Here is a 24,558-nt window from a genome sequence, read left to right as displayed (position 1 = left end):
GTTGGTCGACGTGGTGGATCCCCGTGTCGTGTGGGCGAAGTCTGTGCTGTGTGAGCATGGCCGGGTCACGCACTGGCTGCCGCTGCGCCAGCATCTGGATGACTCCGGCGCGGTCGCTGCCCGCCTGGTGGACGAGTGGCTGTCGAAACAGGTCATCAGCAGGTTGGCACGCGAAGTCCCGGGCGGACACGAGGGGGTTCGGGCGCTCGTGGTGTGGCTGGCGCGAATTCACGACGTCGGCAAAGCCAGCCCGGCGTTTGCTGTTCAAGTGCCGGTTTTGGCGGATCGGATGCGGCACGCGGATATCGTCGCGGCACCGGGATTGCTGACGCATCCTCAACGGAGCCGGGTGCGACACGAGTTGGTGGGGCATCTGGTGGTCCGCGATCACGTGCTCGCGGTCTGCGGTCCGGAAAGCCGGGTGATCGCGGAGCAGTTGGGTAGCGTGGTGGGCAGTCATCACGGAGTTCCGCCGGAGTTGACGGTGCTGCGCTCGGTCGCGGAGTATCCCGAACTCGTCGGTGACGGGGCATGGGAGCAAGCGTGGCAGTTCTTTCTCGATCGCGCGGCCGGGGACATCAATTTGGCTGCCTACAGCGAAAAGCGGTTGAGCCGGCCAGTGTTGTCGTTGCTGACCGCCGTGGTGATCATCGCGGACTGGATCGCGTCGAACTCCGATCTGTTTCCGTTGCTGGAGGCGCACGAGGATCCGGTTGAAATGGATTTGACCGCGCGCGCGGAGCTGGGCTGGAAGCTGCTGAATCTCCCGCACCGGTGGTCGGCGCTACCGGTTGGGTCCGATGTGGACGGTTCATTCCGGGCACGATTCCGACCCGAGGCGGCCGGGGCACGGCCGGTGCAGCAGGCCGCGGTCGAGATCGCGGCAGGGCTCGAACGGCCGGGGCTGGTGATCATCGAGGCGCCGATGGGGGTAGGAAAGACAGAGGCGGCGTTGCTGGCGGCGGAGGAACTGGCGGCGAAGTACGGCGCGGACGGGGTGTTCGTCGCATTGCCGACGCAGGCGACGACCGATGCGATGTTCTCGCGGGTACGACGGTGGCTCGATGCGCTGCCGGGTCGTGACGGTGCGGTAAGTGTGACGCTCGCGCACGGGAAAGCATCGTTGAACGACGAGTTCGACGGGCTGGTCCGCCAGGGGTGGTTCGCGGCGACAAGTCGCGGCGATGAGACGCCGATTGTCGCGCATCAATGGTTGCGAGGGCGGAAGAAAGGCGTACTTGCGTCGTTCGTGGTGGGCACGATCGACCAGATTCTCTTCGCGGGCTTGAAGAGCCGGCACCTGATGCTGCGCCATCTCGCATTGGCGGGCAAGGTCGTGGTGATCGACGAGGTTCACGCTTACGACGTCTATATGTCGCAGTATTTGCAACGAGTGCTGCACTGGCTTGGCGCGTACGGGGTGCCGATAGTGCTGCTGTCGGCGACGCTGCCTGCGCAGCGCCGCGCCGAACTTATGGCCGCCTACGAACATCGTGCGGTGCCAGTGGAGCCGGAGCTGGGATATCCGGTGATCGTCGCCTCCGGGACGCGGCCGCGGGTGCTGCCGCTGCCCAAGCCGGACACGCGCGTACAACTGGACCGTCTCGACGACGATCTGGACACGCTGGTGCGGTTCTTGCGGCAACACCTGGCGGACGGCGGCTGCGCGGTCGTGGTGCGCAACACCGTCGGGCGTGTGCAGGAGACCGCGGCGCGGCTGGAGGCGGAGTTCGGCCGAGACCAGGTGACGGTGAACCATTCGCGGTTCCTGGCCTGTGACAGAGCACGAATCGACCGGGACCTGCTGCGACGTTTCGGGCCGGGCGGTGAGCGGCCCGTGCGGCACATCGTGGTGGCCTCGCAGGTGGTGGAGCAGTCTCTCGACGTGGACTTCGACCTGATGGTCACCGATCTGGCCCCGGTGGACCTGGTGTTGCAGCGGGTTGGGCGACTGCACCGCCATGACCGGTCCCGGCCCACGCGCGTCACATCGCCGCGGTGCGCGGTCGTCGGTGTAGAGGATTGGACGGGCACGCCGGTGCGGGCGGTAGCGGGGTCGCGGCGGGTCTACGGCGAGCATCTGCTGTTGCGTTCGGCGGCCCTGCTGAGCGAACAGGACACCATGACGGTACCGGCTGATATAGCTCCGCTGGTGCAGCGAGCCTACGGTCCGGATCCGCTCGGACCTGATGCGTGGCAGCCGGCCATGGAACAAGCCGCGGCTGAGGCACAAACGCGTGCCCAGCGACGGGTGGAGGCAGCGCGGGCGTTCCTGCTCGACGAAGTCGGCTCGACCCGGCATTCACTAGTCGGCTGGGTGCGCGCGGGAGTCGGAGACACCGACGACGATCCCCGCGGTGTGGCGCAGGTTCGCGACGGCGCCGAGTCCCTGGAAGTTCTTGTCGTGCAAAGCGACGGCGCAGGCGGACTGTCCACTCCGGACTGGATCGAGCGTGGCGCCGGGCAGCCGTTGCCGGTGGACCTGCCGATCGAGGCTGCGCAGGCCAAAGTGGTCGCCGCCTGCGCGCTGCGGTTGCCGATAGGGATGAGTCACCCCGGGGTCGATCTTGACGTCATCACCGCACTGGAGGCCAACCACTTCCCCGGTTTCGAGGCGTCGCCACTGTTACGTGGGCAGCTCGTGCTGGTCCTTGACCCGGACGGCAGTGCGATCGTGAAACACGGAAAGGCGGATTTCCGGGTGGTCTACAGCCCGAGTGAAGGACTGATCCATGAACGTCGCTGAACCCGTTTCGTTCGACTTGACCGACCAGCCGTGGCTGCCAGCCCGGACACTGGCCGGCGAGCAGATCGAACTGTCGCTTGTGGACGTCCTGGTCCAAGCCCACACGTTGTCCGGGTTGACGTGCGAGGTCGGGACACAGATGTTCGCGCTAACGCGGCTGCTGCTGGCGGTGCTGCACGGCGCGGTCGACGGCCCGCGCGACGTGGACCACTGGGAGCGGCTCTGGTCCCAGGAAACGCTTCCCGCCGACGCCATAAAGTCCTATCTGGCCAAGTGTCGCGACCGGTTCGACCTGTTCCATCCGCAGACGCCGTTCCTTCAGGTGGCGGGACTGCGCACAGCCAAGGGCGAGGTATCGGAGTTGAACAAGCTCATCGCCGACGTGCCCAACGGCCACCCGTTCTTCACCACCCGCATCGGCGGTCCGCTGCGGCTGTCCTACGCCGAGGCGGCGCGGTGGCTGGTGCACTGTCACGCGTTCGACCCCTCTGGCATCAAGTCCGGCGCCGAGGGCGACCCACGGGTCAAGGGAGGCAAGGGATATCCGATCGGCACAGGCTGGTCGGGCAACCTCGGTGGAGTGTTGCCCGAAGGCCGGACCCTGCGCGAAACCTTGCTGCTGAACCTCATCGCCGCCGAATCCGTCGCCCTGCGCCGCGACCCCGCCATCGACCTGCCGGTATGGGAACGAAAACCTGCGGGCGTGACCGAGGAGCAGGAAGGTGGGCGCGCACCGGCAGGCCCGGTGGACCTGTACACATGGCAATCACGGCGGATCCGGCTCGTACGCGAAGATGGCGCGGTGACCGCGGTGCTGATCTGCAACGGCGAGCGGTCCACCCCACAGAACAAGAATCTCGTCGAGCCGCACACCGCATGGCGCCGCAGCCAGGCCCAGGAGAAAAAGCTGCGCCAGCCGCTGGTGTACATGCCGCGCGAGCATCTGCCCGAGCGAGCGGTGTGGCGTGGGCTGCAGTCGTTGCTGCCCGGCGCGGAAACGGGGCAAGGCAGCGAAGCCGCGGCGTTTCTGTCCCCAGGTGTGCTGGAGTGGGTCGCCGAGGTCGCCGACATCGTCGGCCCCGACCAGCCGCTGCGGCTGCACACCGTCGGCATGACCTACGGGGCACAGAGTTCCACCACCTCCGACATCCTCGACGATCACATCGAGCTGCGGTCGATCCTGATCAGCCGTGGCGCCCGGGCTTTGGTACAGACCGCACTCGACAGTGTCGCCGCAGCGGAGAACGGCGCACTGGCCGTGAGCCGGCTGGCGTCGAACCTCGCCGCGGCGACCGGTGCCGGGAAGGACGATCGGGACGGGCCGCGCGAGCGAGCGAGCGAACGCTGTTACGCCGCACTCGACATCGAGTTCCGGGCCTGGCTGCGCGGCTTGAGGGCCGACACCGACCCGATCGAGGCTGCCAGGGCGTGGCATACCACCGCCAACCGGTCAATCCGGGCGCTCGGTGCCGAACTACTGGAGCAGGCGCCGATGACCGCGTGGTCGGGCCGGATCGTCAACGGGCACCTCCTGACCTCTGCGCACGCCGACCGGTACTTCCGGAAGGCAGTGAGAGACGCGTTCCCCTTCGCCTACAACGACGACTCCGAGGCGGCATCGTGACCCAGCAAGCCACCAGTGACCGCTGGCTGTCCTTATCCCCGGTGGGCAACGAAATCCACACCCGAATCCAGGCACTTCAGGAAGGCATGCTGGCGAACCGGCCGGCCGCGGTCGCCGGGCTGGCCCGCCTTCGCCGTGGTGCGGGGAAACCCGTTGGCAGTGTACAGGAAATCCTCCAGTACACGATGTCGGAAGCCTTTGCCCCGTCCGGTTCGGCCGACGCTCCCACGGCCGGGGAGATCGCCGCTCACACCTCACTGACGCTCTATGCGGTGCACCAGCAGTCCCAACGGAAACGCATGCACCAGCGCGGCTGGGGCCTCGGGCGAGCGGTGCGACAGCTGCACCCGCAAGACTTCGGTGAGAAGCCGTCGCCGATCCTGCTCCGGTTCCGCACGCTGGGCAGCACGGAAAGCGTGGACGAACTCGTGCACCGCCTGCGCGGGACCGTGCAACTGCTGCGAGGGCAAGGTCAGCCGCTGGATTACGCGCTGCTCGCCGACGAACTCTTGCTCTGGCAGAAACCCGGTGGCGCATCGACGGTGCGCATGCGCTGGGGACGCGGCTTCTACCGGACCCCGGCCGCGGACACCACCGACCAGACCCCCGACTCACCCTGAATCCGATTATGCCGCAAAGGAATTGCATTATGGCGCGCACCATCGTCGACATCCACGTCATCCAGACCGTTCCGCCGAGTAATCTCAACCGCGACGACAACGGCAGTCCGAAAACCGCCGTCTACGGCGGACGTCGGCGCGCTCGAGTGTCGAGCCAGGCGTGGAAACGCGCCACCCGCAATGCGTTCGACGAACTGCTCGACCCCAGTGAACTCGGTGTGCGCACCAAACAGGTCGTCGAACTGCTCGCCGAGGAGATCACCCGCCAGGACACCGCACTCGCCGACCGCGCCGCGGAACTGGCCGAAGCCGTGCTCCTCGCCGCCGGGATCAAGATCGTCGCGCCCCGCAAGAAGGGTGCGGCGAACGAGTCGCAGTTCCTGTTGTTCCTTTCCGCACGCCAGATCACCGGCTTGGCCGAACTCGCCGTCGAAGCCGGGCAGGCCGAGGGCAAACCCGCCATCGACAAGGCCACTGCCCGCGCCCGCGCAGATCGGGAGCACTCGGTGGACGTGGCATTGTTCGGGCGGATGGTCGCCGACGCCACCGACCTCAACGTCGACGCCGCCTGCCAGGTCGCACACGCCCTGAGCGTGCACGCGGTGGAGACCGAGTACGACTACTTCACCGCTGTGGACGACCACAAGGACAAGGACGACGAGGAGGACGCCGGCGCCGGAATGATCGGCACTGTCGAGTTCAACTCCTCCACTCTTTACCGTTACGCCACGATCGACGTCGACCGGCTGCGTGACAATCTCGGCGACGACGCCGCCACGACCCGTGCGGTGGAAGCGTTCACTCGCGCGTTCGTGGCCAGCATGCCCACTGGCAAGCAGAACACCTTCGCCAACCGCACACTTCCCGACGCCGTGCTGATCGTGGCCCGCCGGACCCAGCCGATCAACCTCGTCGGCGCTTTCGAGGAAGCCGTCGAGAACACCGCCGGCCGCATCGCGACCGCCATCGCGAAGCTCGTGGGGCACGCCCGTGAACTGCACACTGCCTTCGATGAACAGCCCGTCGCCGCATGGGTGTTCGGTGTCGGGGACAAGATCGCCCCGTTGACCGGGCTCGCGCAGCGCACCACCTTCGAGCCCGCGATCACGGCCCTCGGAGCGCTGGTCGGCGAACGGCTGGGACAGTGAGCACCCTCTTGCTGCGCTTGGGGGCCCCGCTGCAGTCCTGGGGCACCACCAGCCGGTTCGTGCGGCGCAACACCGACCGCGCCCCCAGCCGCAGCGGGATTCTCGGCCTGCTCGCCGCCGCCCAGGGACGCCGCCGGACCGACCCCCTGGAAGAACTGCTCGACCTGCGCGTCGGTGTCCGCATCGACCAGCCCGGCCAGCTCGAACGCGACTTCCACACCGCCCGCAGCCGGGACGGCGCCACCTCCATGCCGCTGTCCTACCGCTTCTACCTGGCCGATGCAGTGTTCGCCGTCGCCATCGAGGGCGAACACGCACTGCTCGAAGGTGTGCAGCAGGCGCTGCGTAGACCCGTGTTCCCCCTCTACCTCGGACGCCGCTCCTGCCCGCCCGCGGGGGAACTCCTGTACGGCATTCATCAGCAGTCCACCACCGAACTGCTGGCGCAACACCGGTGGCTGGCCTCACCGTGGGTGCAGAAGAGCCACCGTCGTCCCACCGTCGACCTCGACATCGTCACCGACTGCGCCCCCGGCACTGACGGCGCCGAACTCGTACAGGACGATCCCATCAGCTTCGACCCTCAGCATCGCCGGTACGGCTGGCGCACCATCCACATCGGACACGTCACCATTCCCAACCCCGTCTACCAGCCTGCCGTCCGCGCTGGTGCCGCCGACTCGCACGACCCGATGGCGGCCTTCGAAGGAATCGCTTGATGCACCTCACCCGATTCGATATCAATACCGCTCGACGCGACTCCCGCGCGCTCCTGGCTTCCCCTCAGAAGCTCCACGCCGCCGTTCTGGCCTCGTTCCCACCGATCGCAGACGGAACCGGACGCGTGCTGTGGCGGGTCGACCGCGCCGAACACCGCGCCGCGCTGTTCATTGTCAGCCCGCACCGCCCTGACCTCACTCATCTCGTCGAGCAAGCCGGCTGGCCCGCCACTGACGCCACCTGGGACACCCGCGACTACCAGCCTCTGCTCGACCGCCTCGACATCGGTCAGCAGTGGGCGTTCCGGCTTACGGCCAACCCCACCGCCAGCCGCCGCAAAGCTCCCGATTCCCCTCGCTCGCAACGCTTCGGCCACGTCACCGTCGCCCAGCAGACCGCGTGGCTGCTCACCCGCGCCGAACGCCTTGGCTTCACGATCCCCGTGGGCGAACACAAAGAACCCGACGTCGCCATCCGCAGCCGTGACAATCTCGCCTTCGCCCGGCAAGGCCGCACCGTCACCCTCACCACCGCCACTTACGAAGGCCACCTCCGCATCACCGACCCCGATGCGCTGCGCACCGCCCTCACCGAGGGAATCGGCCCCGCCAAAGCCTACGGCTGCGGGCTGCTCACCCTCGCCCCCATTCGCCATGCCTGACATCCCAGGCGCACCACCAGTACCCCTCTCGTACCTCGTGCGCGCACAAGACCGGCTGTCGTTCCTCTATCTCGAACACAGCGTCATCCACCGCGACGACAACGCCATCACCGCCACGGACAAACGCGGTACCGTCCACATCCCCGCCGCCACGCTCGGCGCGCTACTGCTCGGACCCGGTACCACCGTCAGCCAGCAAGCCATGGTGCTACTCGCCGAAAGCGGTGCCACCGCCGTCTGGGTCGGCGAACACGGCGTGCGCTACTACGCCCACGGCCGGTCCCTCGCCAACTCCACCCACTTGCTGCAACGACAAGCCGCCCTCGTCACCAACCGTCGCAGCCGGCTGCGAGTCGCACGTGAGATGTACGCCATGCGCTTCCCTGGCGAGAACATCGACGTCCTCACCATGCAGCAACTCCGCGGCCGAGAAGGCGCCCGCGTGCGCCGCCTGTACCATCAGCACGCCAAACGCACCGGCATTACGTGGGAACGCCGTGACTACGACACCGCCGATTTCGACTCCGGCACACCGGTCAACCAAGCCCTCTCCGCAGCCAACACCAGCCTCTATGGCGCCGTCCACTCCGTCATTGTCGCCCTCGGCTGCTCCCCCGGACTCGGCTTCGTCCACACTGGACACGCCAAATCGTTCGTCTACGACATCGCCGACCTCTACAAGGCCGACACCACCATCCCCATCGCCTTCGACGTCGCGGCCCGCGACGTTGCCGACATCGGGACCGAAACCCGCCGCGCCGTCCGCGACCACATTCGCGCCACCACCCTCCTCGACACCTGCGTCCAGGACATCAAAACCCTCCTGGACGACAAGGAGGAGGTCGAATACGGCCCCGAAGCCTTCGACGACCCCAGCAACGTCGTCATGCTCTGGGACGACCGCGGCAACGCCGTCGCCGCCGGAACCAACGACGACGACCGAGACGAGGATCTGTGACCGTCCTCGTCATCGCCGCCTGCCCCGTCGGCCTCCGCGGACACCTCACCCGCTGGCTCCTCGAAATCTCGCCCGGCGTATTCATCGGCACCATCACCACCCTCGTCCATGAACTCTTGTGGAACCGGGTCATCGAGATGGTCAAGAACGGCCGGGCCATCATGGTGTTTCACGCGGACAACGAACAAGGCATGGATTTTCATGTCCACAACCACACTTGGCACCCGACTGACTATGACGGCATCCAGCTCATGCTCCGCCCCACCCCACTGCCGACCGATAGTGCATCCGACACCGCTCCTGGCGCCGCGCCTACGCGGAGCTGGAGCACCACCGGACGCCTCCGCCGCTACGGGCGGCGCTGACCGACCCGACCCAGGGGCGGCACCCGCGGGTAGGACTCAGCGAAGAGGATCGAAGCAAAGTGAAGCAAAACTGGGGATCTCGTGGGTAAACTCGCAGGTCAACAAGTGTGGTCCCCGCGCGAGCGGGGGTGGTCCGGTCATCGCGTTTGCGCTGCCGTGCATGGCCTGGTCGTCCCCGCGCGAGCGGGGGTGGTCCTCGTATCCTTTAACGGGAACCGGTAAAGGGGCCGTCGTCCCCGCGCGAGCGGGGGTGGTCCGTCGGGCAATCGGAAGTACCACGCGATCCGGGTGTCGTCCCCGCGCGAGCGGGGGTGGTCCCGATGCGAGCAACCTGCTGATTGACCCGAAGAGGTCGTCCCCGCGCGAGCGGGGGATAGTCCCCGAGGTCATTTGCACGGCCATCGGGCGGCGTCATTCGCCCGGCTTGCCCCGGGTACGCGGCGAACCCGGTCCCGGCTCACAGTCCGAGGTGCAGCCGCAAAGCCGTATCCAGCTTGCGGATCCGGTCGGCGTCGAGCCGTCCGCAACGGCGGCCGATCCGCTCGACCGCCACCGTCCGGACCTGCTCCGCCTGTGCCTTGGAATCGCGATGTAGCCCCGTGCCGTCCGCAGGCAACAGCACTTGAAACGGATACACCCTGTCCACATTGGACGTCACTGGGACGACCGTCACCACGCCCCGCCCGAGCCGCTCGGCCGTCGCATTCGCCGTGTCGTTGCTGACGATCACCGCAGGTCGGGTCTTGTTGGCCTCTGAACCCCGCGCCGGGTCCAGGTTCACCAACCGGATTTCACCGCGTCGCACGGATCACGCCTCCAGGCCGTCGCCGACGATCGCGTCCCACGCATCAGCCTCGCCCGACGTGTCCCAGGACCCCCATGCGTCCTCGTACGCGCCACCGAGCTGCCCGGCGCGCAACACCTCCACCGCCGCATGCAGCGCCGCCGACCGCGACTCGATTCCCTGCTCTGCCGCGTACTCATCCAGAAACCGGAGATCCTCCTCCGGCAAGCTCACACTCACCTTCATACCACCCATCCTACCTCAGGTAGTACCGCTGGTAGCACCCTCCCGGTCAAGACGCGCTCGACGTGGTCAGTTCTCCCCGGCGCGCGCCATGCCGTGCTGCCCCCGTCCCGCAGCCAGCCGAACGATCCGGTGACCTGGCCAGCGCCGTAGAGCGCGTCGTCCCCCGCGCGAGCGAGGCGGCCCCTCGCCGACTCGCGGGTCGCGCTGCTCCGGTCTGTCGTCCCGACGCGAGCACGAGTCGTCCAGTAGCACCTCATTCACCGATAGTCACCGACCGCCTCGCCTGCCATCGATAGCTCAGTAGCATGGTTCACACGTCTCCACCGCAGCCGAATGCGCTCCGCGGCGGTGACAGGCGACCAAAACCCAAGCCTCAGAACCGATCCCCCACCTTCCTCCCGACAAGATGGAAGATCCGGCTCAGCCCCCGGTACGGATCCCGCCGCCCGGCCTCGAGTTCGACAGCCGCTGCAGCGGTCAGGTTGTCACGGTCGGCAGGGTCGAGAGTGACGCCACCGAGATCGAGCCAGTCGACGAGATGCCAGACGCCGTACCATTCCTGCGGTTCGACGCCCCGTTCCAGCAGCTGTCCGCTGAGTTCCTCGACAGTGTCGGCGCGAGTAGGCAAGCCGAGTACGCCGATCTCGTGCCGAGCGTCGAAAGACGCGAGGGCGTCCGCCCATCGCTGCTGCATCGCCGGGCGTAACGCGGCCGCGGTGGCGTTGCCCGCCATGATCGAGACCACGCCACCGTCCACAGTGCACAGACACAGCTGGTCGAGCACCGGACCCGGCTCGTCCAGGTAGCCGAGCACGCCGTGGCATAGGACGGCGGCGAAACGGCGGCCGTCGACGGCTTCGGCTGCCTGTTCGCCGCTCACCTCGACGAACCGGATTCGGCGCTGGGTCTCGGCGGGGAGCTGGGCGAGCCGCTGCCGGGCCTTGTCGAGCATCGCCGGCGACGGATCCAGCAGGGTGACCTCGTACCCGGCCTCGGCCAGGGGAAACGACTGGTGTCCTGCGCCGCCGCCGACGTCGAGGAGCGCGGCGGGCGGCGACGGCAGGTGCGAGAGGAGCTGGTGGTGGATGACGTAGGTGCGCACATAGCCCTTGACCGAGGCATAGGCTTCGTCCGCGAAACGGTCGGCCAGGCCTGCCCAGGTGTCGTCAGCCATCCGGCCACGTCAACAGCGAGTCAGCACGGCGCCGTAGCGCTCCATAGCGAGGTACGGGTTCAGGTGCGGATGCCGGGTGCCGACAGCGACGTCGCGCCAGTAGCGCTGCAGCGGGTTGGTCACGGCGAAACCGCTGGCGCCGTTGAGGTCCAGCATCCGCTCCACTGTGGAACGGCAGTCACGGGCAGACTCGGCGACGATCAGGCGCAGGCGGATGCCGTCGTCCTCGGTCAACTCGGCCGAGTCGGCCTCACGGGCCGCTTCGAGCATCGAGGCCTCGGCGCGGTGCACCAGGCGGGTCGCCTCGGCCAGCCATTGCCGGGCGCCCGGTGACTCACCCATCCGTGAGTAGGCGCTCGGGAACGGCTTACGGTCCGACTGGAACATCTCGCGGGTCACATCCAGCGCGCCGAGTGCGGCGCCGACGCACGGGGCGAGCACCGTCATTGCGTACAGCACCAAATCGTTGGCCGTGAACGGCGACATCGGCGTGATGCGGCCGTCTGGCACCACCACGTCGTCGGCGACCAGGGTGTGGCTGCCCGTTCCGCGCATGCCGGCGACGTCCCACGTCCGTTCGACAGCGAGGTCGGCCACTGGGATCACAGCCAGTGAGAACACCTCGCCCACCATCAACCCCAGCATCGCCCACACGGCGTCCTCACAGCCGGACACCATCCGCCAGCGGCCACGGACCCGCACTCCGCCGTCGACCCGCTCCCCTCGTCCCGTCGGCGAGCCCGAACCGCACCACAGCGCGTGCGGATCGGCGAAGACCTCGGCTGTCCCGAGCCCGCAGGTGACGGCGCCGTTCTTCGAGGTGAGGCACGTCCCGGCCACCCAGGCGGTGGATGGGCACACCCGGCCGAGATCGGTCAGGCACCGCGCGGCGGCTTCCGTGCCGGACCAGGAGCCGCCGCGCTCCCGCGGCGTCCGCAGCGCGAGGAAACCACCTCGGCGCAAGGCCTCCAGGCTTTCCGCGGCCGGACGACCACTCTGCTCGGTCTTGTCGGCGCTCGCCCGGAGGACCGCACTGGTCGTGTCATCGATCATGCGCCCCAGTTCAGCACGGACGGGACCGGGCGGCCATGCGTGCGCGGCCCCGATCCATACGGGACTGTGCGGGCGATCATTACACTGGTTGAATGGACATGCTGAGCGAGGTCATCCGCATGGTCCGGGTCGGCAGTGACGGGAGCCGCCTGATCCGGCAGGTCAACCCGCGTGGGGTCCGGTTCCCGAGTTCTCGGGCAGCGGGTTCCACGTCCTGCTCGGCGGCACCTGCTGGCTGATCAACCCGGACCGCGACCCGGTGCTGCTGCGTCCCGGAGACATCGTGCTCACCTCGGCCGGGGCGCCGCACGGGCTCGCCACGACCTCGCGCCCGCTCGCCGAACTGCCCGAAATGGAGATGGGCGGGTTCCCGCCCGAGCCGGGACCGTGCGAATTCGAGTTCCTCTGCGGTGCCTACCGGCTCCAGCACGGCCCGGTCCCGCAGTACCTCCGCGCGCTGCCGGACCTCATCGTGGTGTCGCCGGACTACGACCGCTACCCCGAGATGCGGGCGCTGATCGAGCTGCTCAAGGCGGAGGCAAGCCGGGCGCTGCCGGGCCGAGGCGCGACGGTGCGGTCCCTGCTCGACCTGATCCTGGTCCAGGTCCTGCGGCTGTGGCACGACCAGGACGGCGGCCTGCCCGCCACCGACGATCCGGGAATCGCCGCCGCACTGCGCCGGATCCACGAGCACCCGCAGCACCCGTGGAACGTGGCAGGGCTCAGCGAGATCGCCGGGCTGCCGCGGACCGCGTTCACCCGGCGGTTCACCGCCCAGGTCGGCCAGCCGCCGATGAGCTACCTCACCGGCTGGCGGCTCGGCCGCGGCGCCCGCCTGCTCCGCGAAACCGACGCACCCTTGGCGACGATCGCCCGGCAGGTCGGGTACTCCACGGAGTTCGCGTTCTCCGGGGCGTTCCGGCGGCATTACGGGGTGGCTCCCGGGCGGTTTCGGCGGACTGCCGGGGAGGTGGCTTCGGTGGGGTGGCTGTGGGTGGGGCGGCGTTGCCCGGTTCGTGCGGGGCGGGGATGCAAAGTGAAGCAAAACTGGGCACGGCGAGGGTAAACTTGCAGGTCAAGAAGGGTCTTCCCCGCGCGAGCGGGGGTGGTCCCAACTACGTGTCGCTGCGCGCAATGACCGCTGGGTCTTCCCCGCGCGAGCGGGGGTGGTCCCCCCTCGCGGACTGCGTGATCGAGCTGCACGTGGTCTTCCCCGCGCGAGCGGGGGTGGTCCGTACTGCTGCGCCTGGCCGGAGTCGGCGACAAGGTCTTCCCCGCGCGAGCGGGGTGGTCCCCATCCGCGACCAAGAACGTCTCGGCCAAGTCGGTCTTCCCCGCGCGAGCGGGGGTGGTCCCGCGCGTCGGGCACGGCATCTCCTCGCCGCACTGTCTTCCCGGCGCGAGCGGGGGTGGTCCGGAGCTTCATGAGACTCCTTGACGAAAGTGAATGTCTTCCCCGCGCGAGCGGGGGTGGTCCCCGCATGCACGAGGATGTCGCCCTCGCCCGCGAGTCTTCCCCGCGCGAGCGGGGGTGGTCCGCTCGGCGAGCAGGTCCAGGTTGCCGGATTCACGGTCTTCCCCGCGCGAGCGGGGGTGGTCCCGTGGTGGAGGCGGCGCAGTGGGAGATGTTCCCGTCTTCCCCGCGCGAGCGGGGGTGGTCCCTGGCCGTTCATGTCCCAGCCGGGCCTGGACCCGTCTTCCCCGCGCGAGCGGGGGTGGTCCCGTGGCAGGTACTCATGCAGGTGGTCCGTCACCTCCAGAACGGGGGTCCCTGAAGGCGACGCCTTCCCCGCGCGAGCGGGGGTAGTCCAGCTCCGGCGCGAAGGGCTGCCCCGTTCCCGGTATTCTTCCCCGTGTGAGCGGGGGTGGTCCACAAATCGAGCACACCGAACCGGTCGAATGGAACGCACGGATGCACCTGATCGACGAACGCGCAAGGTCGCTGACCGACACACAATGGTCTGCCGCCTGAGCCTGCCGATCAGCACCTTAAGAGCGCAGGCCAGAATCAACGGCAGCAGAACGGAGAGCACCAGTGACCCGAGCCGAGATCGAACGCGACCAGGTCGGCTACATCCAGCACATCGACGTCGTCGTCGGCCACATCAGCGACGTCCAGGCCGGACACAGCCAACGACTAGACCGCATCGAACGAGTCCTCACCCAGCACACCGACCAGCTCAAAGCGATCAAGACCACCCAGGACGCCATGCAGATCCAGCTGAGCGAAATCCTCACGATCCTGCGCAACGGCAAAACAGACGGCTGACCTGCCAAAACGATCAAGGGGCCTTCAGTCTTCCCCGCACGAGCGGAGCTGATCCCGACCCCAGCCGCCGGACCCGGTCGCCTTCCTGCGAGAGCGGCGCATCACGACCCGGGTGGACCCAGCCGAGGCACCCGAGCCCGCCGCCAACCCCGCGACCCGCCAACGCACCGAGCCTTCATCGGCTGTGAAGGGAACCTTCACAGCCTCAGCGTCCGTGAAGGTTCCCTTCACAGCCGTGGCACCCCGCACGGAAGCCGAGCGGAGCGGCGGCGCGCCAGGGGCAGACCAGATCAGCAGTGCCGGAAATCCGGCTTCCGCTTCTCCGCAAACGCCGCCATCCCCTCCTTCTGATCCTCCGTAGCGAACAGCGCGTGAAACACCCGCCGCTCGAACAACACCCCCTCGGCCAGACTGCTCTCGAAGGAACGGTTGACCGCCTCCTTGGCAGTCCGCGCCGCGACGAGGGACATCGAAGCGATCTTCGCGGCCACCTCGATCGCTTCGGCGCGCAGTTGCTCGTTCGGGATAACCCGCGACACCAGGCCACAGCGCTCCGCCTCGTCCGCGCGCATGGTGCGGCCGGTGAGGATCAGGTCCATCGCCTTCGCCTTGCCGATCGCGCGGGTCAGGCGTTGCGAGCCGCCCATGCCGGGGATGACGCCGAGGGTGATCTCGGGCTGGCCGAAGCGGGCGGACTCGGCGGCGATCAGCAGATCGCACATCATCGCCAGTTCGCAGCCGCCGCCGAGGGCGTGGCCGGCGACGGCGGCGATCAGCGGAGTGCGGACGCGGGTCAGCGCGTCCCAGCCGGCGAACCAGTCCTCGGCGTGCATCTCGCTGAACGTGCGCGAGGCCATTTCCTTGATGTCGGCACCGGCCGCGAACGCCCGGTCCGAGCCGGTGAGCACGATCGCGCCGACCTCGGCGGAGCGGTCCAGCTCGGCGGCCGCGGTGGTCAGTTCGCGCATGGTCTCCAGGTTCAGCGCGTTGAGCGCCTGCGGCCGGTTCAGCGTGATCAGCGCGACCCGCGGCGCGGGGTGTTCGACGGTAATGGTCATCCATGCTCCCGGAGTGTGGTGACGATGGCGGAGAAGTCCCGGGCCGGGCCGTCCTCGGCGACGAACCCGGCGTACAGCTCGGTGGCGTGCCGGGCCAGTGCGGTGTCCGCGCCGGTGGCCTCCGCGGCGGCCTGCGCCAGGCGCAGGTCCTTGAGCATCAGGCCGCTGGCGAACCCGCCCTGATAGTCCCGGTTCGCGGGGCTGCCAGGCACCGGGCCGGGTACCGGACAGTTGGTGGTCAGCGCCCAGCACTGGCCGGACGCGGTGGAGGCGACGTCGAACAACGCCTGGTCGGTCAGCCCGAGCCGCTGCCCCAGCGCGAACGCCTCGCTGACCGCGACCATCGAGACGCCGAGGATCAGGTTGTTGCAGATCTTCGCCGCCTGCCCGGCCCCGGACTCTCCACAGTGGACGAACCGGGAGCCGAGGTGGCGCAGATAGGGCTCGGCCGCGCCATATGCGGCGGGCCGGCCGCCGATCATGAACGTGAGCGTGCCCGCCTGGGCTCCCACCACGCCACCGGAGACCGGGGCGTCGACGGCCAGGTGCCCTGCCTGTTCAGCCAGCTCGGCGGCCGCTCGCGCGTCGGCGACCTCGATCGTCGAGCAGTCCAGGAACAGGGTGCCCGGCGCGGCGGCGGGCACGATCTCGCGGTACAGGTCGAGGACGTGCTTCCCGCTGGGCAGCATGGTGATCACCACCGACGCTCCGGCGGCCGCGGCCGCCGGAGAGGAGACCACCGTGACGCCGCGTTCGCCCGCCGTGGCGGCGGCCTCGGCCACCGGGTCGTAGCCGGTCACCTGTTCCCCGGCGGCCACCAGGTTCGCGGCCATCGGGCCGCCCATGTTGCCCAGCCCCAGAAACGCGACGGTCATCGCGGCATCACCGCGGTCAGTTCGTCGTTGCCCAGGTCTTCGAAGTACGCGGCGACGAGGTCGTCGCCCACCTCCGCGAGAGTGGCCGGGGACCAGCGCGGCGAACGGTCCTTGTCGATGATCTGCGCCCGCACCCCCTCGGCGAAATCGGCAGAACGGAATGCGCGGTGCGCGATCCGGTACTCCTGCTTCAGCACACTCGGCAGGTCCGGCAGCCGCGCGGCCTCGCGCAACGCCCGCAGCGTCACCTTCAGCGAGGTCGGCGACTTGCCTTCGATCTCCTTGGCCGCGGCCACCGCGGACTCCCCGCTGTCCCGCAACCGGACGAGGATCTCCTCCACGGTCCCGGCCGCGTAGCAGTGGTCGATCCACTCCCGCGCCCCGGCAAGCGCGCTCGGCGGCGGTGGTTCCGCAACGAGTTCGAGCGCCCTGTCCGGGGTCCGGGTGGCCAGTGCGTCGAACAGGTCCGGGAGGCGGGCCGCCGGGACGTAGTGGTCGGCGAGTCCACAGTGGATCGCGTCCGCCCCGCTGACGCTGCCTGCGGTCAGCGCCACGTGCGTGCCCAGCTCGCCGGGTGCGCGCGAGAGCAGATAGGTGCCGCCGACGTCGGGCACGAAACCGATCCCGGCCTCCGGCATGGCCAGCCGGGTCCGGTCGGTGACCACCCGGTGGCTGCCGTGCGCGGAGACGCCGACCCCGCCGCCCATCACGATCCCGTCCATGATCGCCAGGTACGGCTTCGGGTACCGGCCGATCAGCGCGTTCATCCGGTACTCGTCGGCCCAGAACTCCAGCGAGTCCGTGCCGCCGGCCTTGGCGTCCTCGTAAATCGACCGGATGTCCCCGCCCGCGCACAGGCCGCGCTCGCCGGCGCCCTCGACCAGCACCGCGCGGACACCGGCGTCGTCCTGCCAGGACTGCAACTGCGCGGTGATGGCGCGGACCATCTCGTGGTTCAGCGCGTTGAGCGCGCGCGGACGGTTCAGCGTGATCCGGCCGAGTCCGCTGTGGACGATGAACCCGACTTCACTCACGAGGCCTCCTGCAGCATCCGGCGGGAAATGATGACCCGCATGATTTCGTTGGTCCCTTCCAGGATCTGGTGCACGCGCAGATCGCGCACGATCTTCTCCACGCCGTATTCGGTGAGGTAGCCGTAGCCCCCGTGCAGCTGGAGCGCCTCGTTCGCGACGGCGAACCCGGTGTCGGTACAGAACCGCTTCGCCATCGCGGACAACGGGGTCGCCTCCGGATCGCCGTGGTCATAGGCGTCGGCCGCGCGCCACAAAAGCGTCCGCGCCGCTTCCAGCTCGGTACGCATGTCGGCGAGCCGGAACTGCAGCGCCTGGGCCTCGGAAAGCGGGCTGCCGAAGGCTTTGCGTTCGGTGAGGTGCCGAACCGCCTTGTCCAGCGCGGTCTTCGCCCCGCCGAGCGAGCACGCGGCGATGTTCAGCCGCCCGCCGTCCAGCGCCGCCATCGCGACCCGGAACCCGCCCCCGGCTTCGCCGAGCAACGCGCCCTCCGGGACCCGTACCCCCTCCAGGATCACCTGCCGAGTTGGCTGCGCGTGCCAGCCCATCTTGCTTTCGTTGGGGCCGAAGGAAAGCCCGGGGGTGTCCCGCTCCACGATGAACGCGGAGATGCCGCGCGCACCCGAGCCGCCGGTACGCGCCAGCACCACGTACACCTCGGCCGTTCCCGCGCCGGAGATGAACTGCTTGACCCCGTCCAGCACGTACTCGCTGCCGTCGCGGCGGGCCTTCGTGGTGAGCGCGGCCGCGTCCGAACCCGCGCCCGGCTCGGTCAGGCAGTAGCTGCCCAGAGCCTCCATTGTGGACATCCGGGGCAGGTACCGATGCCGTTGCGCGGTATCACCGAAGCGGTCGATCATCGCGGTGACCATGTTGTGGATCGAGATGTAGGCGGCGATCGACGGGCAGCCGGTCGCCAGCGCCTCGAAGGCGAGCACGCCGTCGAACCGGCCCAGCTCGGAGCCGCCGACGTCCTCGGGCAGGTACAGGCCGCCGAATCCGAGCTGTGCCGCCTTGCGCAGCACGTCGACCGGGAAATGCCGGTTCCGGTCCCAGTCCACCGCGTGCGGGGCCAGGTGCTCGGCGGCGAACTCCGCCGCCGTCCGGCGTACCGCGCGCTGTTCGTCGGTGAGATGCATGGCGGGCCTCAGTCCAGCGTCGGGATGACGAAGGAGGCGTCTTCCTTGATGCCGGACGGCCAGCGCGAGGTGACCGTCTTCGTCTTGGTGTAGAAGCGGATCGAGTCCGGTCCGTGCTGGTTCAGGTCGCCGAAGCCGGACCGCTTCCAGCCGCCGAAGGTATGGTAGGCGATCGGCACCGGAATGGGCACGTTCACCCCGACCATGCCGGTGTCGACGCGCGAGGTGAAGTCCCGCGCGGTGTCGCCGTCGCGGGTGAAGATCGCGACGCCGTTGCCGTACTCGTGCTCGCTCGGCAGCCGCAGGGCCTCCTCGTAGTTCTCCGCCCGCACGATCGAAAGGACCGGGCCGAAGATCTCTTCCCGGTAGATCCGCATGTCCGGGGTGACCCGGTCGAACAGGCAGCCGCCCAGGAAGAAGCCGTTCTCGTGACCGGGCACGGTCAGGTCGCGGCCGTCCACCACCAGCTCGGCGCCCTCCGCCACGCCGATGCGGACATAGTCCCGGGCACGCTGCGCGGCCGCGGCGGTGACCAGCGGCCCGAAGTCGGACGTCTCGTCCAGCGCCGGGCCGACCTTCAGGTCCCGCACCCGTTCGGCGAGCCGCTCGACGAGTGCGTCCGCAGTGGCCTCGCCGACCGGGACGGCGACCGAGATCGCCATGCACCGCTCCCCCGCGGACCCGTAACCTGCCCCGACCAACGCGTCCACGACCTGGTCGAGATCGGCATCGGGCATCACGATCATGTGGTTCTTCGCGCCGCCGAAGCACTGCGCCCGCTTGCCGTGCGCGGCCGCGGTGGAGTACACGTACTGCGCGATGTCGGACGAGCCGACGAAGCCGACCGCCTGCACCCGGGGCTCGGTCAGGAGCGCGTCGACCGCCTCCTTGTCGCCGTTGACCACCGAGAACACGCCCGGCGGCAGACCGGCCTTGAGGAACAGCTCAGCCAGCCGCAGCGGCACGGACGGGTCCCGCTCGGAGGGCTTGAGCACGAACGCGTTGCCGCAGGCTATCGCCGGCGCGGCCTTCCACAGCGGGATCATCGCCGGGAAGTTGAACGGAGTGATCCCGGCGACGACGCCGAGCGGCTGCCGCATCGAGTAGACGTCGATACCGGTGCCCGCGCTGTCGCTGTATTCGCCCTTGAGCAGGTGCGGGATACCGAGGGCGAACTCGACCACGTCGAGCCCGCGCTGGATGTCGCCGTGCGCGTCGGCGACGGTCTTGCCGTGCTCGGAGGAGAGCAGCCGCGCGAGGCTGTCCTGGCCGTGGCGCACCAGGTCGAGGAAGCGCATCAGCACCCGGGCGCGGCGCTGCGGGTTCCACCGCGCCCATTCCCGCTGCCCTTCGACGGCGATGTCCACCGCGGCGGTGACCTCGTCGACGGAGGCCAGCGGGACCCGTGCCTGCACCGCGCCGGTGCTGGGGTCGAAGACGTCGGAGAACCGCCCGGAGGTGCCGGGGATCGGCTTGCCGCCGATGAAGTGGGTGAGTTCGGGGATCATGGTCAGCCTTTCGGAAAGCACGCAGGAGGAGGCCGGGGCGCACGGCAGCGAGCCGCGACGACCGGCAGGGCGCAGGCACCGGATGACGAGCGCGGTCACCCCGCATCGGGGACCGCACACCACTGCCCCGGCGCCGATCGGCCCCGGTCACAGCGCACGGCCCCGGCACGCCAGGCACCGGGCACGCCACCGCTACCGCGCCTGCCGGACGGGCGCGGCGGGGCTACCGGGGCACCTGGGGTGGACCGGCGGCTTTCGCGCAGGCAGGAAGAATCCGCATGCGTTCTGCTCCATCCTCGTGGACGAACACGGACGTCCACGGCCGGTATCCTGGCTCCCGGATCTGCGGCGCCCCGGCCTTCCCGGCTCGCGCCAGTGGCCTTGCTTCGGGGACCGCTCCCCGGTCACAGTGGCGGGACCGCGCCGGATTCGCACCGGACTTCCCTGCACCGTGGACCTTGGTCACACCCTAAAGTAGGAAGTCCTACTATGTCGAGAGTGGCGCAGCCCTCATCGCGCGGTCACCGGACAGCAGGGTGACGTCGTAACGCAGCCGTTCGGCCGCGCCGAGGAAAACCCTATACGGCAACACCAGCGCGCCCGCGTAGTAGTTCGCCAGCCCGATGCGCAGCAGCCGCCGGGCGGTCTCGTCGCCGAACCCGGCCCGCTCGGCCAGCCGCGCGATCTCGTCTCCTGATTCCAGCATCGCCAGCTCGGAGGCGAGCCGGAACGCGGCCTGCCCCGGCCGCAGCGCGGGCGCGAGCCGCAATACCTTGCGGCGGCCGTCGAATTCGTGCCGCCCGGTGCCTCTCCGGGACGCAGCCGCAGATGCGCGGACAGCTCCTCGGCACTGCGGTCGAGTACCGCGACGTGGTTGTTACGGGTGTAAAACCAATCGCGCACCTGTTCGTGCGGCTGCTGCGCGGAAGTCTGGTCCATGCCCTGCTCCGCGGTGAGCGCGGCGATGTTCTCCACCGATTCCCGGTAACGCCGGCGCAGCGCGACCATCACCCGTGCGACGTCGGGCAGTTTCGTGGTCAGCTCATCGACCGCGCCGGGCGAGACCGCTCCGTCCAGAGTGTCGTCCGCGAAGACTTCCCGCACGTCGGCGACGAGACGGGCGGTGTCCTGCGCGGCGAAGAACTCCGCGTCCACCCCGAACCGCTCGGTCAGCTTCAGCAGCACGGCGAGGGTGAGCGGGCGGCCATTGTGCTCCAGCTGGTTGACGTAACCGGGCGAGATGCCGAGCACCCTGGCCAAACGGGCTTGAAGGCTGTGAAGGGTCCCTTCACGGACTCTGAGGCTGTGAAGGGACCCTTCACAGCCTTCAAGCCGGACGGCCGGTGAGGACGCAGTCGCCGCATTTCGGGCCGGCGCGGCCCGGTGCGGCGCGGTAGATCAGGCAGCAGCTGGTGCGGCGGAAGCGGCCGCCGGTCCGGGTGGCCGCACCGGCCAGCGGCGGGGATTGCTCCAGCGTGGCCAGCAGCACCGAGACTGCGTCCGTCCACTCCGGACGCTCGCCGCGGAGCACGACGGCCGCGCCGTTCAACGCCGACGCGAGGTTGCCCTGCCGTACCTTGGCGGCCAGCGAGAACGCCCCCACAGCCCGGTCCAGCCGGGCCATGGGTCCATTGAGGACTCGCTCGGCGAACGCACCGGCCACTTCGGACGGTGCGACCGGCGTGAGGTCGGCGCGCAGCGACAATGGCATCGCCCCGCCGGTCACCGGCTGCCACCACGCGTCCGCGAAATCCGGGACGAGGTGATGCCCGGCCGCGAGCGCCAGCGCGGGCGAACACAGCCGGGCGGCCATCCCGAGGTGCGCCACCGAGGCGGCGACCCGCAGCTCCACGTCACCGCCCCCGGCCGCGAGCGCCGCATGGACCTGCCCGACCCGGTGCCGCAGCGCCGGACCGTCGTCGAGGACCTCGGCCAGCGGCCGCCACAGCCTTGGCGGAGCGGCACCCGGCGGATGCGTTTCCACGGCGAAGAACGGGCCGAGCCCGGCAAGCTGGTTCACGCCCCGGCGACGGCTTCCACCGGACGGCCGCCGTGCAGCACCCGCTCGGCGAGCGGGCCGAACACGAGTGCGATCGTGCCCCAGAGGACCACCTGGGACAGCACCGAGTAGAGCCGGAAGTCGAAGAGCGTGTCCGCCGGGAAGCCCGGGTAGACGATCTGACCCGCCGCGTCCTTGAGCGGCAGGGGCGTCTCGGTGCCGTGCGCGCCGTGCTCCGCGACGTTGCCGGCCAGGTCCCCCAGCGAGGGCAGCAGGGCCATCAGGATCCCGGTCAGCACCACGAATGCGGCACCGGCGGCCAGCGCCGCGTTCCAGGTGCCGAGCTTCGGTGCGAGGCGCTTGCCCACCAGCAGTGCGGCCACCAGGAACAACACCCCCGCGGCCACCATCACCAGGTACAGCCCGGTGCGGGCGCCGATCGTGGCGTGGTTGCCGACCGCGGGCGGGTTCGCCGGGTACTTCAGGAACGGCACCAGGTACAGGCTGACGAACCCGGCCCCGGAGACCAGCAGGGCGAGCACCCGGGCACGGACCCGGCCTACCCGGCCAAGCAGCACCGTGTAGACCACCGCGAACAGGGCGCCCATCGCGACGCCGAACAGCACCATGCCCAGGCCGATGCCGAGGTTGCCCTGCACCGCCCGGCTGAACAGCTCCGGGCCCTCGGGATCCATCGGCATTCCGGCGGCCTTGTCCAAGGCCGACTGGACCTCGCTGCGACCGGCTTCGTAGTCGATGGCGGCCTGCATCGGCGGCTCGGCGAAGATGCGCGCGAAGACGAACGCGAGCAGCCCGCCGAGTGCGCCGGCCAGCAGGCCGCGCAGGATGAGTTTGCGCTCCATGTGCGTGTCAGTGGCAGGGGAAGCCGAGGAAGTGCCGCGCGTCGTGGACGAACTCGTGCACGTGCGTGTCACTGCCGAATACCGAGACCGCGCCCTGGTCGATCCCGATGAAGTAGTACAGCAGCAGGGCACCGAAGACGGTGAGCCCCAGCCACAGCGCGGCCTTCGAGACGGGCAGGACGACCGGAGTGGACCGATCGGCGGGAATACTGGTCATCGAGTTCTCCTTCGGGATGACGCGTCCCTTGCGGGTGGAACTGCCGGCGGCTCCTGGACCTGACTCGCCCTCCGGGGAGGGCTCACAGTGGCGCGACCGTGCCGGAATCCCACCGGCTTCCGGGAAGCCGCCGCGCGAGCTGAACCGTACGACCCGGCACCCCCCGCGTCAATCCGCCAGCCGGAGCCGATACCGCTCGCCCGATCCGGTGATCGATTCGATGACCTGGCAACATTAACCCGATCGGGTGAGTCGAGGTGGTAGCTGACGCGGTTGACCTGGGGATATCGACCGGCACCGAAGTTGTCTCCCGGTTGGGAAAAGTGGCTGGGCCATCGCCCGGACGGAGGTGGCCGGGCCGCGATCCGAGACCTCCTTGCGAGCAAGATGAGACTTGTGAGGCGGACGGCGGTCGGCCGGATCACCGAGGCGCGAGCATGCCGGCGAGCCGTGGATCCCTGTGGTGTCACGGCCGTGTGGCCTCCGAGCGGGACCCTGCGCCACCGGCTCCGTGGAGCGCGAGACACGGCTCCGCCCCGGGAACGCGGCCATGGCCTGGCTCAGCACGACACCACCACCGCACCCCGCCGTCAACGGCGCGGCTTCGGTTCCCGCGACGAGGACCGGCAGCGCGGCAACGGCGCGGAAGCACGATCCCGCAAGGAAGGCCCGCAACGGCAGCGACATCCCGCCGTCTCGGTTCTCGGCGACGAGGACCGCCAGCGCGGCCACCGAGGCGAACGGCACCCACCGGGCGTTCAGGCCGGGCGCAGCCCGAGGGCGAACCGCCACGCGCTGAGGCAGGCCTGTTCCTCCGGCAGCCGCCGATGGTGCTCGACCTTCCCGTTGCGCCAGACGATCATCGCGACCAGGCCGCGCGCGACCGGGGTGAGGCCGACGAGCACATCGTCCGCGCCGTCGGCGCCGGGGTACTCGGCCAGCTCCCAGCGGCGGCTGGTCGCATGCACGGCGACCGACCAGCCGGGCAGGCCGGCCAGATCGGTCACGCTCCGGGGTACGCCGGGACTGCGCTCCGGCACGCTCATACGAGGCTTCCGGCGCCCAGATGCGCGCCCAGCCGGATCCGCAGGCCGCGCACTTCGGCCAGCGCGACCGGCAGGTGGTAGACCGGTCGGTAGCCCACCGAACCGTCGGCCCGGCCGCAGGGACCGCTGACGTAGACGAACCCGTCATCCGGGTCCTGCCGGGCGGCCGTCCAGGGCTCCGCGTCCCAGGAGCGGGCCAGCTCGTGGCGGGAGATCCAGTAGAGCGGGGTCTTCATCACCTCGCCGACCGAGGCGAGCAGCCCGGCTACGTCCGTACCTGCGACCCCGAGGCCGCGGCCCGGCCACATCCGGGGCAGCACCCGGACCGCCGTGTGATCTTCGATCGAGGGCGCGCAGGCGAAGAGCGCCACCCCGGCCTCCACCGAAACCGACCACCGCTGCATGGCAGCCGTCACTGGAATCACGTACATGGTCGTCACGTTCCTGCTCGCCA

24 protein-coding genes, 2 pseudogenes, 1 CRISPR repeat array and 2 riboswitches are annotated in these 24,558 nt (G+C 69.4%); of the genes and pseudogenes, 10 read left to right on the top strand and 16 right to left on the bottom strand.

What is annotated here, in order from left to right:
• The first annotated feature begins 10 nt into the window (after positions 1 to 10).
• Genes cas3 through cas2e form a run of 8 tightly spaced genes read left to right on the top strand, consistent with a single transcriptional unit; the run spans position 11 to position 8,842 of the window.
• Positions 11 to 2,746 carry a CRISPR-associated helicase Cas3' gene (gene cas3 / locus D5S19_RS05420; protein WP_233573731.1) on the top strand — a complete coding sequence of 912 codons (2,736 nt, stop codon included), beginning with the start codon at positions 11 to 13 and terminating at the stop codon, positions 2,744 to 2,746.
• A complete protein-coding gene (gene casA, locus D5S19_RS05415; RefSeq protein ID WP_120022211.1) occupies positions 2,733 to 4,370 on the top strand; it encodes a type I-E CRISPR-associated protein Cse1/CasA in 1,638 nt (545 codons plus the stop codon). Before cas3 ends, casA begins: the two co-directional genes overlap by 14 nt.
• Complete coding sequence (casB, locus tag D5S19_RS05410) at positions 4,367 to 4,990, top strand: type I-E CRISPR-associated protein Cse2/CasB (RefSeq protein WP_233573730.1); 624 nt, start codon at positions 4,367 to 4,369, stop codon at positions 4,988 to 4,990. Before casA ends, casB begins: the two co-directional genes overlap by 4 nt.
• Positions 4,991 to 5,019: 29 nt before the next feature.
• Entirely contained in the window at positions 5,020 to 6,138 is a 1,119-nt protein-coding gene (gene cas7e / locus D5S19_RS05405; RefSeq protein ID WP_120022209.1) for a type I-E CRISPR-associated protein Cas7/Cse4/CasC, read from the top strand.
• The gene (cas5e, locus tag D5S19_RS05400) at positions 6,135 to 6,857 is read left to right on the top strand and encodes a type I-E CRISPR-associated protein Cas5/CasD (RefSeq protein ID WP_120022208.1); all 723 of its coding nucleotides are present in this window, start codon (positions 6,135 to 6,137) and stop codon (positions 6,855 to 6,857) included. Before cas7e ends, cas5e begins: the two co-directional genes overlap by 4 nt.
• Positions 6,857 to 7,519, top strand: a complete 663-nt coding sequence (gene cas6e, locus D5S19_RS05395) for a type I-E CRISPR-associated protein Cas6/Cse3/CasE (RefSeq protein WP_120022207.1) — start codon at positions 6,857 to 6,859, stop codon at positions 7,517 to 7,519. Before cas5e ends, cas6e begins: the two co-directional genes overlap by 1 nt.
• A gap of 37 nt (positions 7,520 to 7,556) precedes the next feature.
• Positions 7,557 to 8,477, top strand: coding sequence for a type I-E CRISPR-associated endonuclease Cas1e (gene cas1e, locus D5S19_RS05390; RefSeq protein ID WP_233573729.1), 921 nt, complete (start codon positions 7,557 to 7,559; stop codon positions 8,475 to 8,477).
• A complete protein-coding gene (gene cas2e, locus D5S19_RS05385; RefSeq protein ID WP_120022205.1) occupies positions 8,474 to 8,842 on the top strand; it encodes a type I-E CRISPR-associated endoribonuclease Cas2e in 369 nt (122 codons plus the stop codon). Before cas1e ends, cas2e begins: the two co-directional genes overlap by 4 nt.
• A gap of 457 nt (positions 8,843 to 9,299) precedes the next feature.
• On the opposite strand, the gene D5S19_RS05380 is transcribed toward cas2e, so the two are convergent.
• The 4 genes from D5S19_RS05380 to D5S19_RS05365 all read right to left on the bottom strand — a co-directional run bounded on the left by D5S19_RS05380 (position 9,300) and on the right by D5S19_RS05365 (position 12,099).
• Complete coding sequence (locus tag D5S19_RS05380) at positions 9,300 to 9,647, bottom strand: type II toxin-antitoxin system PemK/MazF family toxin (RefSeq protein WP_120022204.1); 348 nt, start codon at positions 9,645 to 9,647, stop codon at positions 9,300 to 9,302.
• Between the two features lie 3 nt (positions 9,648 to 9,650).
• Positions 9,651 to 9,872 carry a ribbon-helix-helix domain-containing protein gene (locus tag D5S19_RS05375; RefSeq protein WP_120022203.1) on the bottom strand — a complete coding sequence of 74 codons (222 nt, stop codon included), beginning with the start codon at positions 9,870 to 9,872 and terminating at the stop codon, positions 9,651 to 9,653.
• A 373-nt stretch (positions 9,873 to 10,245) separates the two neighbouring features.
• Positions 10,246 to 11,046, bottom strand: a complete 801-nt coding sequence (locus D5S19_RS05370) for a methyltransferase (RefSeq protein WP_120022202.1) — start codon at positions 11,044 to 11,046, stop codon at positions 10,246 to 10,248.
• A gap of 9 nt (positions 11,047 to 11,055) precedes the next feature.
• Positions 11,056 to 12,099 carry an acyl-CoA dehydrogenase family protein gene (locus tag D5S19_RS05365; RefSeq protein ID WP_120022201.1) on the bottom strand — a complete coding sequence of 348 codons (1,044 nt, stop codon included), beginning with the start codon at positions 12,097 to 12,099 and terminating at the stop codon, positions 11,056 to 11,058.
• Positions 12,100 to 12,313: 214 nt separating this feature from the next.
• Here D5S19_RS05365 and D5S19_RS05360 point away from each other — a divergent pair, with 214 nt between their 5' ends.
• Together D5S19_RS05360 and D5S19_RS05355 are read left to right on the top strand one after the other, a co-directional pair.
• Positions 12,314 to 13,165 carry an AraC family transcriptional regulator gene (locus D5S19_RS05360; protein ID WP_325050222.1) on the top strand — a complete coding sequence of 284 codons (852 nt, stop codon included), beginning with the start codon at positions 12,314 to 12,316 and terminating at the stop codon, positions 13,163 to 13,165.
• A gap of 18 nt (positions 13,166 to 13,183) precedes the next feature.
• Positions 13,184 to 13,971: a CRISPR direct-repeat array (repeat unit 28 nt; unit sequence GTCTTCCCCGCGCGAGCGGGGGTGGTCC).
• A gap of 163 nt (positions 13,972 to 14,134) precedes the next feature.
• Complete coding sequence (locus D5S19_RS05355) at positions 14,135 to 14,368, top strand: hypothetical protein (RefSeq protein WP_120022200.1); 234 nt, start codon at positions 14,135 to 14,137, stop codon at positions 14,366 to 14,368.
• 290 nt (positions 14,369 to 14,658) lie between these two features.
• On the opposite strand, the gene D5S19_RS05350 is transcribed toward D5S19_RS05355, so the two are convergent.
• From D5S19_RS05350 to D5S19_RS05300, 12 genes and pseudogenes are all read right to left on the bottom strand, one after another.
• Positions 14,659 to 15,426 (bottom strand): enoyl-CoA hydratase, encoded by a 768-nt coding sequence (locus D5S19_RS05350; RefSeq protein WP_120022199.1) that lies wholly within the window; start codon positions 15,424 to 15,426, stop codon positions 14,659 to 14,661.
• The gene (gene mmsB / locus D5S19_RS05345) at positions 15,423 to 16,301 is read right to left on the bottom strand and encodes a 3-hydroxyisobutyrate dehydrogenase (RefSeq protein WP_120022198.1); all 879 of its coding nucleotides are present in this window, start codon (positions 16,299 to 16,301) and stop codon (positions 15,423 to 15,425) included. The genes D5S19_RS05350 and mmsB overlap by 4 nt, the downstream gene beginning before the upstream one ends.
• On the bottom strand, positions 16,298 to 17,335 hold the full coding sequence (locus D5S19_RS05340) for an enoyl-CoA hydratase/isomerase family protein (RefSeq protein ID WP_120022197.1): 1,038 nt from the start codon (positions 17,333 to 17,335) through the stop codon (positions 16,298 to 16,300). The genes mmsB and D5S19_RS05340 overlap by 4 nt, the downstream gene beginning before the upstream one ends.
• Positions 17,332 to 18,471, bottom strand: a complete 1,140-nt coding sequence (locus D5S19_RS05335) for an acyl-CoA dehydrogenase family protein (RefSeq protein ID WP_120022196.1) — start codon at positions 18,469 to 18,471, stop codon at positions 17,332 to 17,334. Before D5S19_RS05335 ends, D5S19_RS05340 begins: the two co-directional genes overlap by 4 nt.
• A gap of 8 nt (positions 18,472 to 18,479) precedes the next feature.
• Positions 18,480 to 19,979, bottom strand: a complete 1,500-nt coding sequence (locus tag D5S19_RS05330) for a CoA-acylating methylmalonate-semialdehyde dehydrogenase (RefSeq protein ID WP_120022252.1) — start codon at positions 19,977 to 19,979, stop codon at positions 18,480 to 18,482.
• A 303-nt stretch (positions 19,980 to 20,282) separates the two neighbouring features.
• Positions 20,283 to 20,466, bottom strand: a riboswitch (cobalamin riboswitch).
• Positions 20,467 to 20,751 (bottom strand): annotated as a pseudogene (locus D5S19_RS32885) (ImmA/IrrE family metallo-endopeptidase); the annotation flags it as partial. It abuts the riboswitch before it with no gap.
• 428 nt (positions 20,752 to 21,179) lie between these two features.
• Positions 21,180 to 21,230: pseudogene (locus tag D5S19_RS32880) on the bottom strand (hypothetical protein); the annotation flags it as partial.
• Between the two features lie 76 nt (positions 21,231 to 21,306).
• Positions 21,307 to 21,999, bottom strand: a complete 693-nt coding sequence (locus tag D5S19_RS05320) for a (2Fe-2S)-binding protein (protein WP_199730360.1) — start codon at positions 21,997 to 21,999, stop codon at positions 21,307 to 21,309.
• Positions 21,996 to 22,841, bottom strand: a complete 846-nt coding sequence (locus D5S19_RS05315) for a CbtA family protein (RefSeq protein WP_120022194.1) — start codon at positions 22,839 to 22,841, stop codon at positions 21,996 to 21,998. Before D5S19_RS05315 ends, D5S19_RS05320 begins: the two co-directional genes overlap by 4 nt.
• A 7-nt stretch (positions 22,842 to 22,848) precedes the next feature.
• Positions 22,849 to 23,058 carry a CbtB domain-containing protein gene (locus D5S19_RS05310; RefSeq protein ID WP_098514583.1) on the bottom strand — a complete coding sequence of 70 codons (210 nt, stop codon included), beginning with the start codon at positions 23,056 to 23,058 and terminating at the stop codon, positions 22,849 to 22,851.
• A 58-nt stretch (positions 23,059 to 23,116) separates the two neighbouring features.
• Positions 23,117 to 23,175: riboswitch (cobalamin riboswitch) on the bottom strand.
• A gap of 641 nt (positions 23,176 to 23,816) precedes the next feature.
• On the bottom strand, positions 23,817 to 24,104 hold the full coding sequence (locus D5S19_RS05305; protein ID WP_120022193.1) for a hypothetical protein: 288 nt from the start codon (positions 24,102 to 24,104) through the stop codon (positions 23,817 to 23,819).
• The gene (locus tag D5S19_RS05300) at positions 24,101 to 24,535 is read right to left on the bottom strand and encodes a hypothetical protein (RefSeq protein WP_199730359.1); all 435 of its coding nucleotides are present in this window, start codon (positions 24,533 to 24,535) and stop codon (positions 24,101 to 24,103) included. The genes D5S19_RS05305 and D5S19_RS05300 overlap by 4 nt, the downstream gene beginning before the upstream one ends.
• Between the last annotated feature and the right edge of the window lie 23 nt (positions 24,536 to 24,558).

The sequence above is a fragment of the Amycolatopsis panacis genome, assembly GCF_003600245.1.
Classification (GTDB): Bacteria; Actinomycetota; Actinomycetes; order Mycobacteriales; family Pseudonocardiaceae; genus Amycolatopsis; species Amycolatopsis sulphurea.
This window is presented reverse-complemented; position numbering and strand designations above follow the sequence as displayed.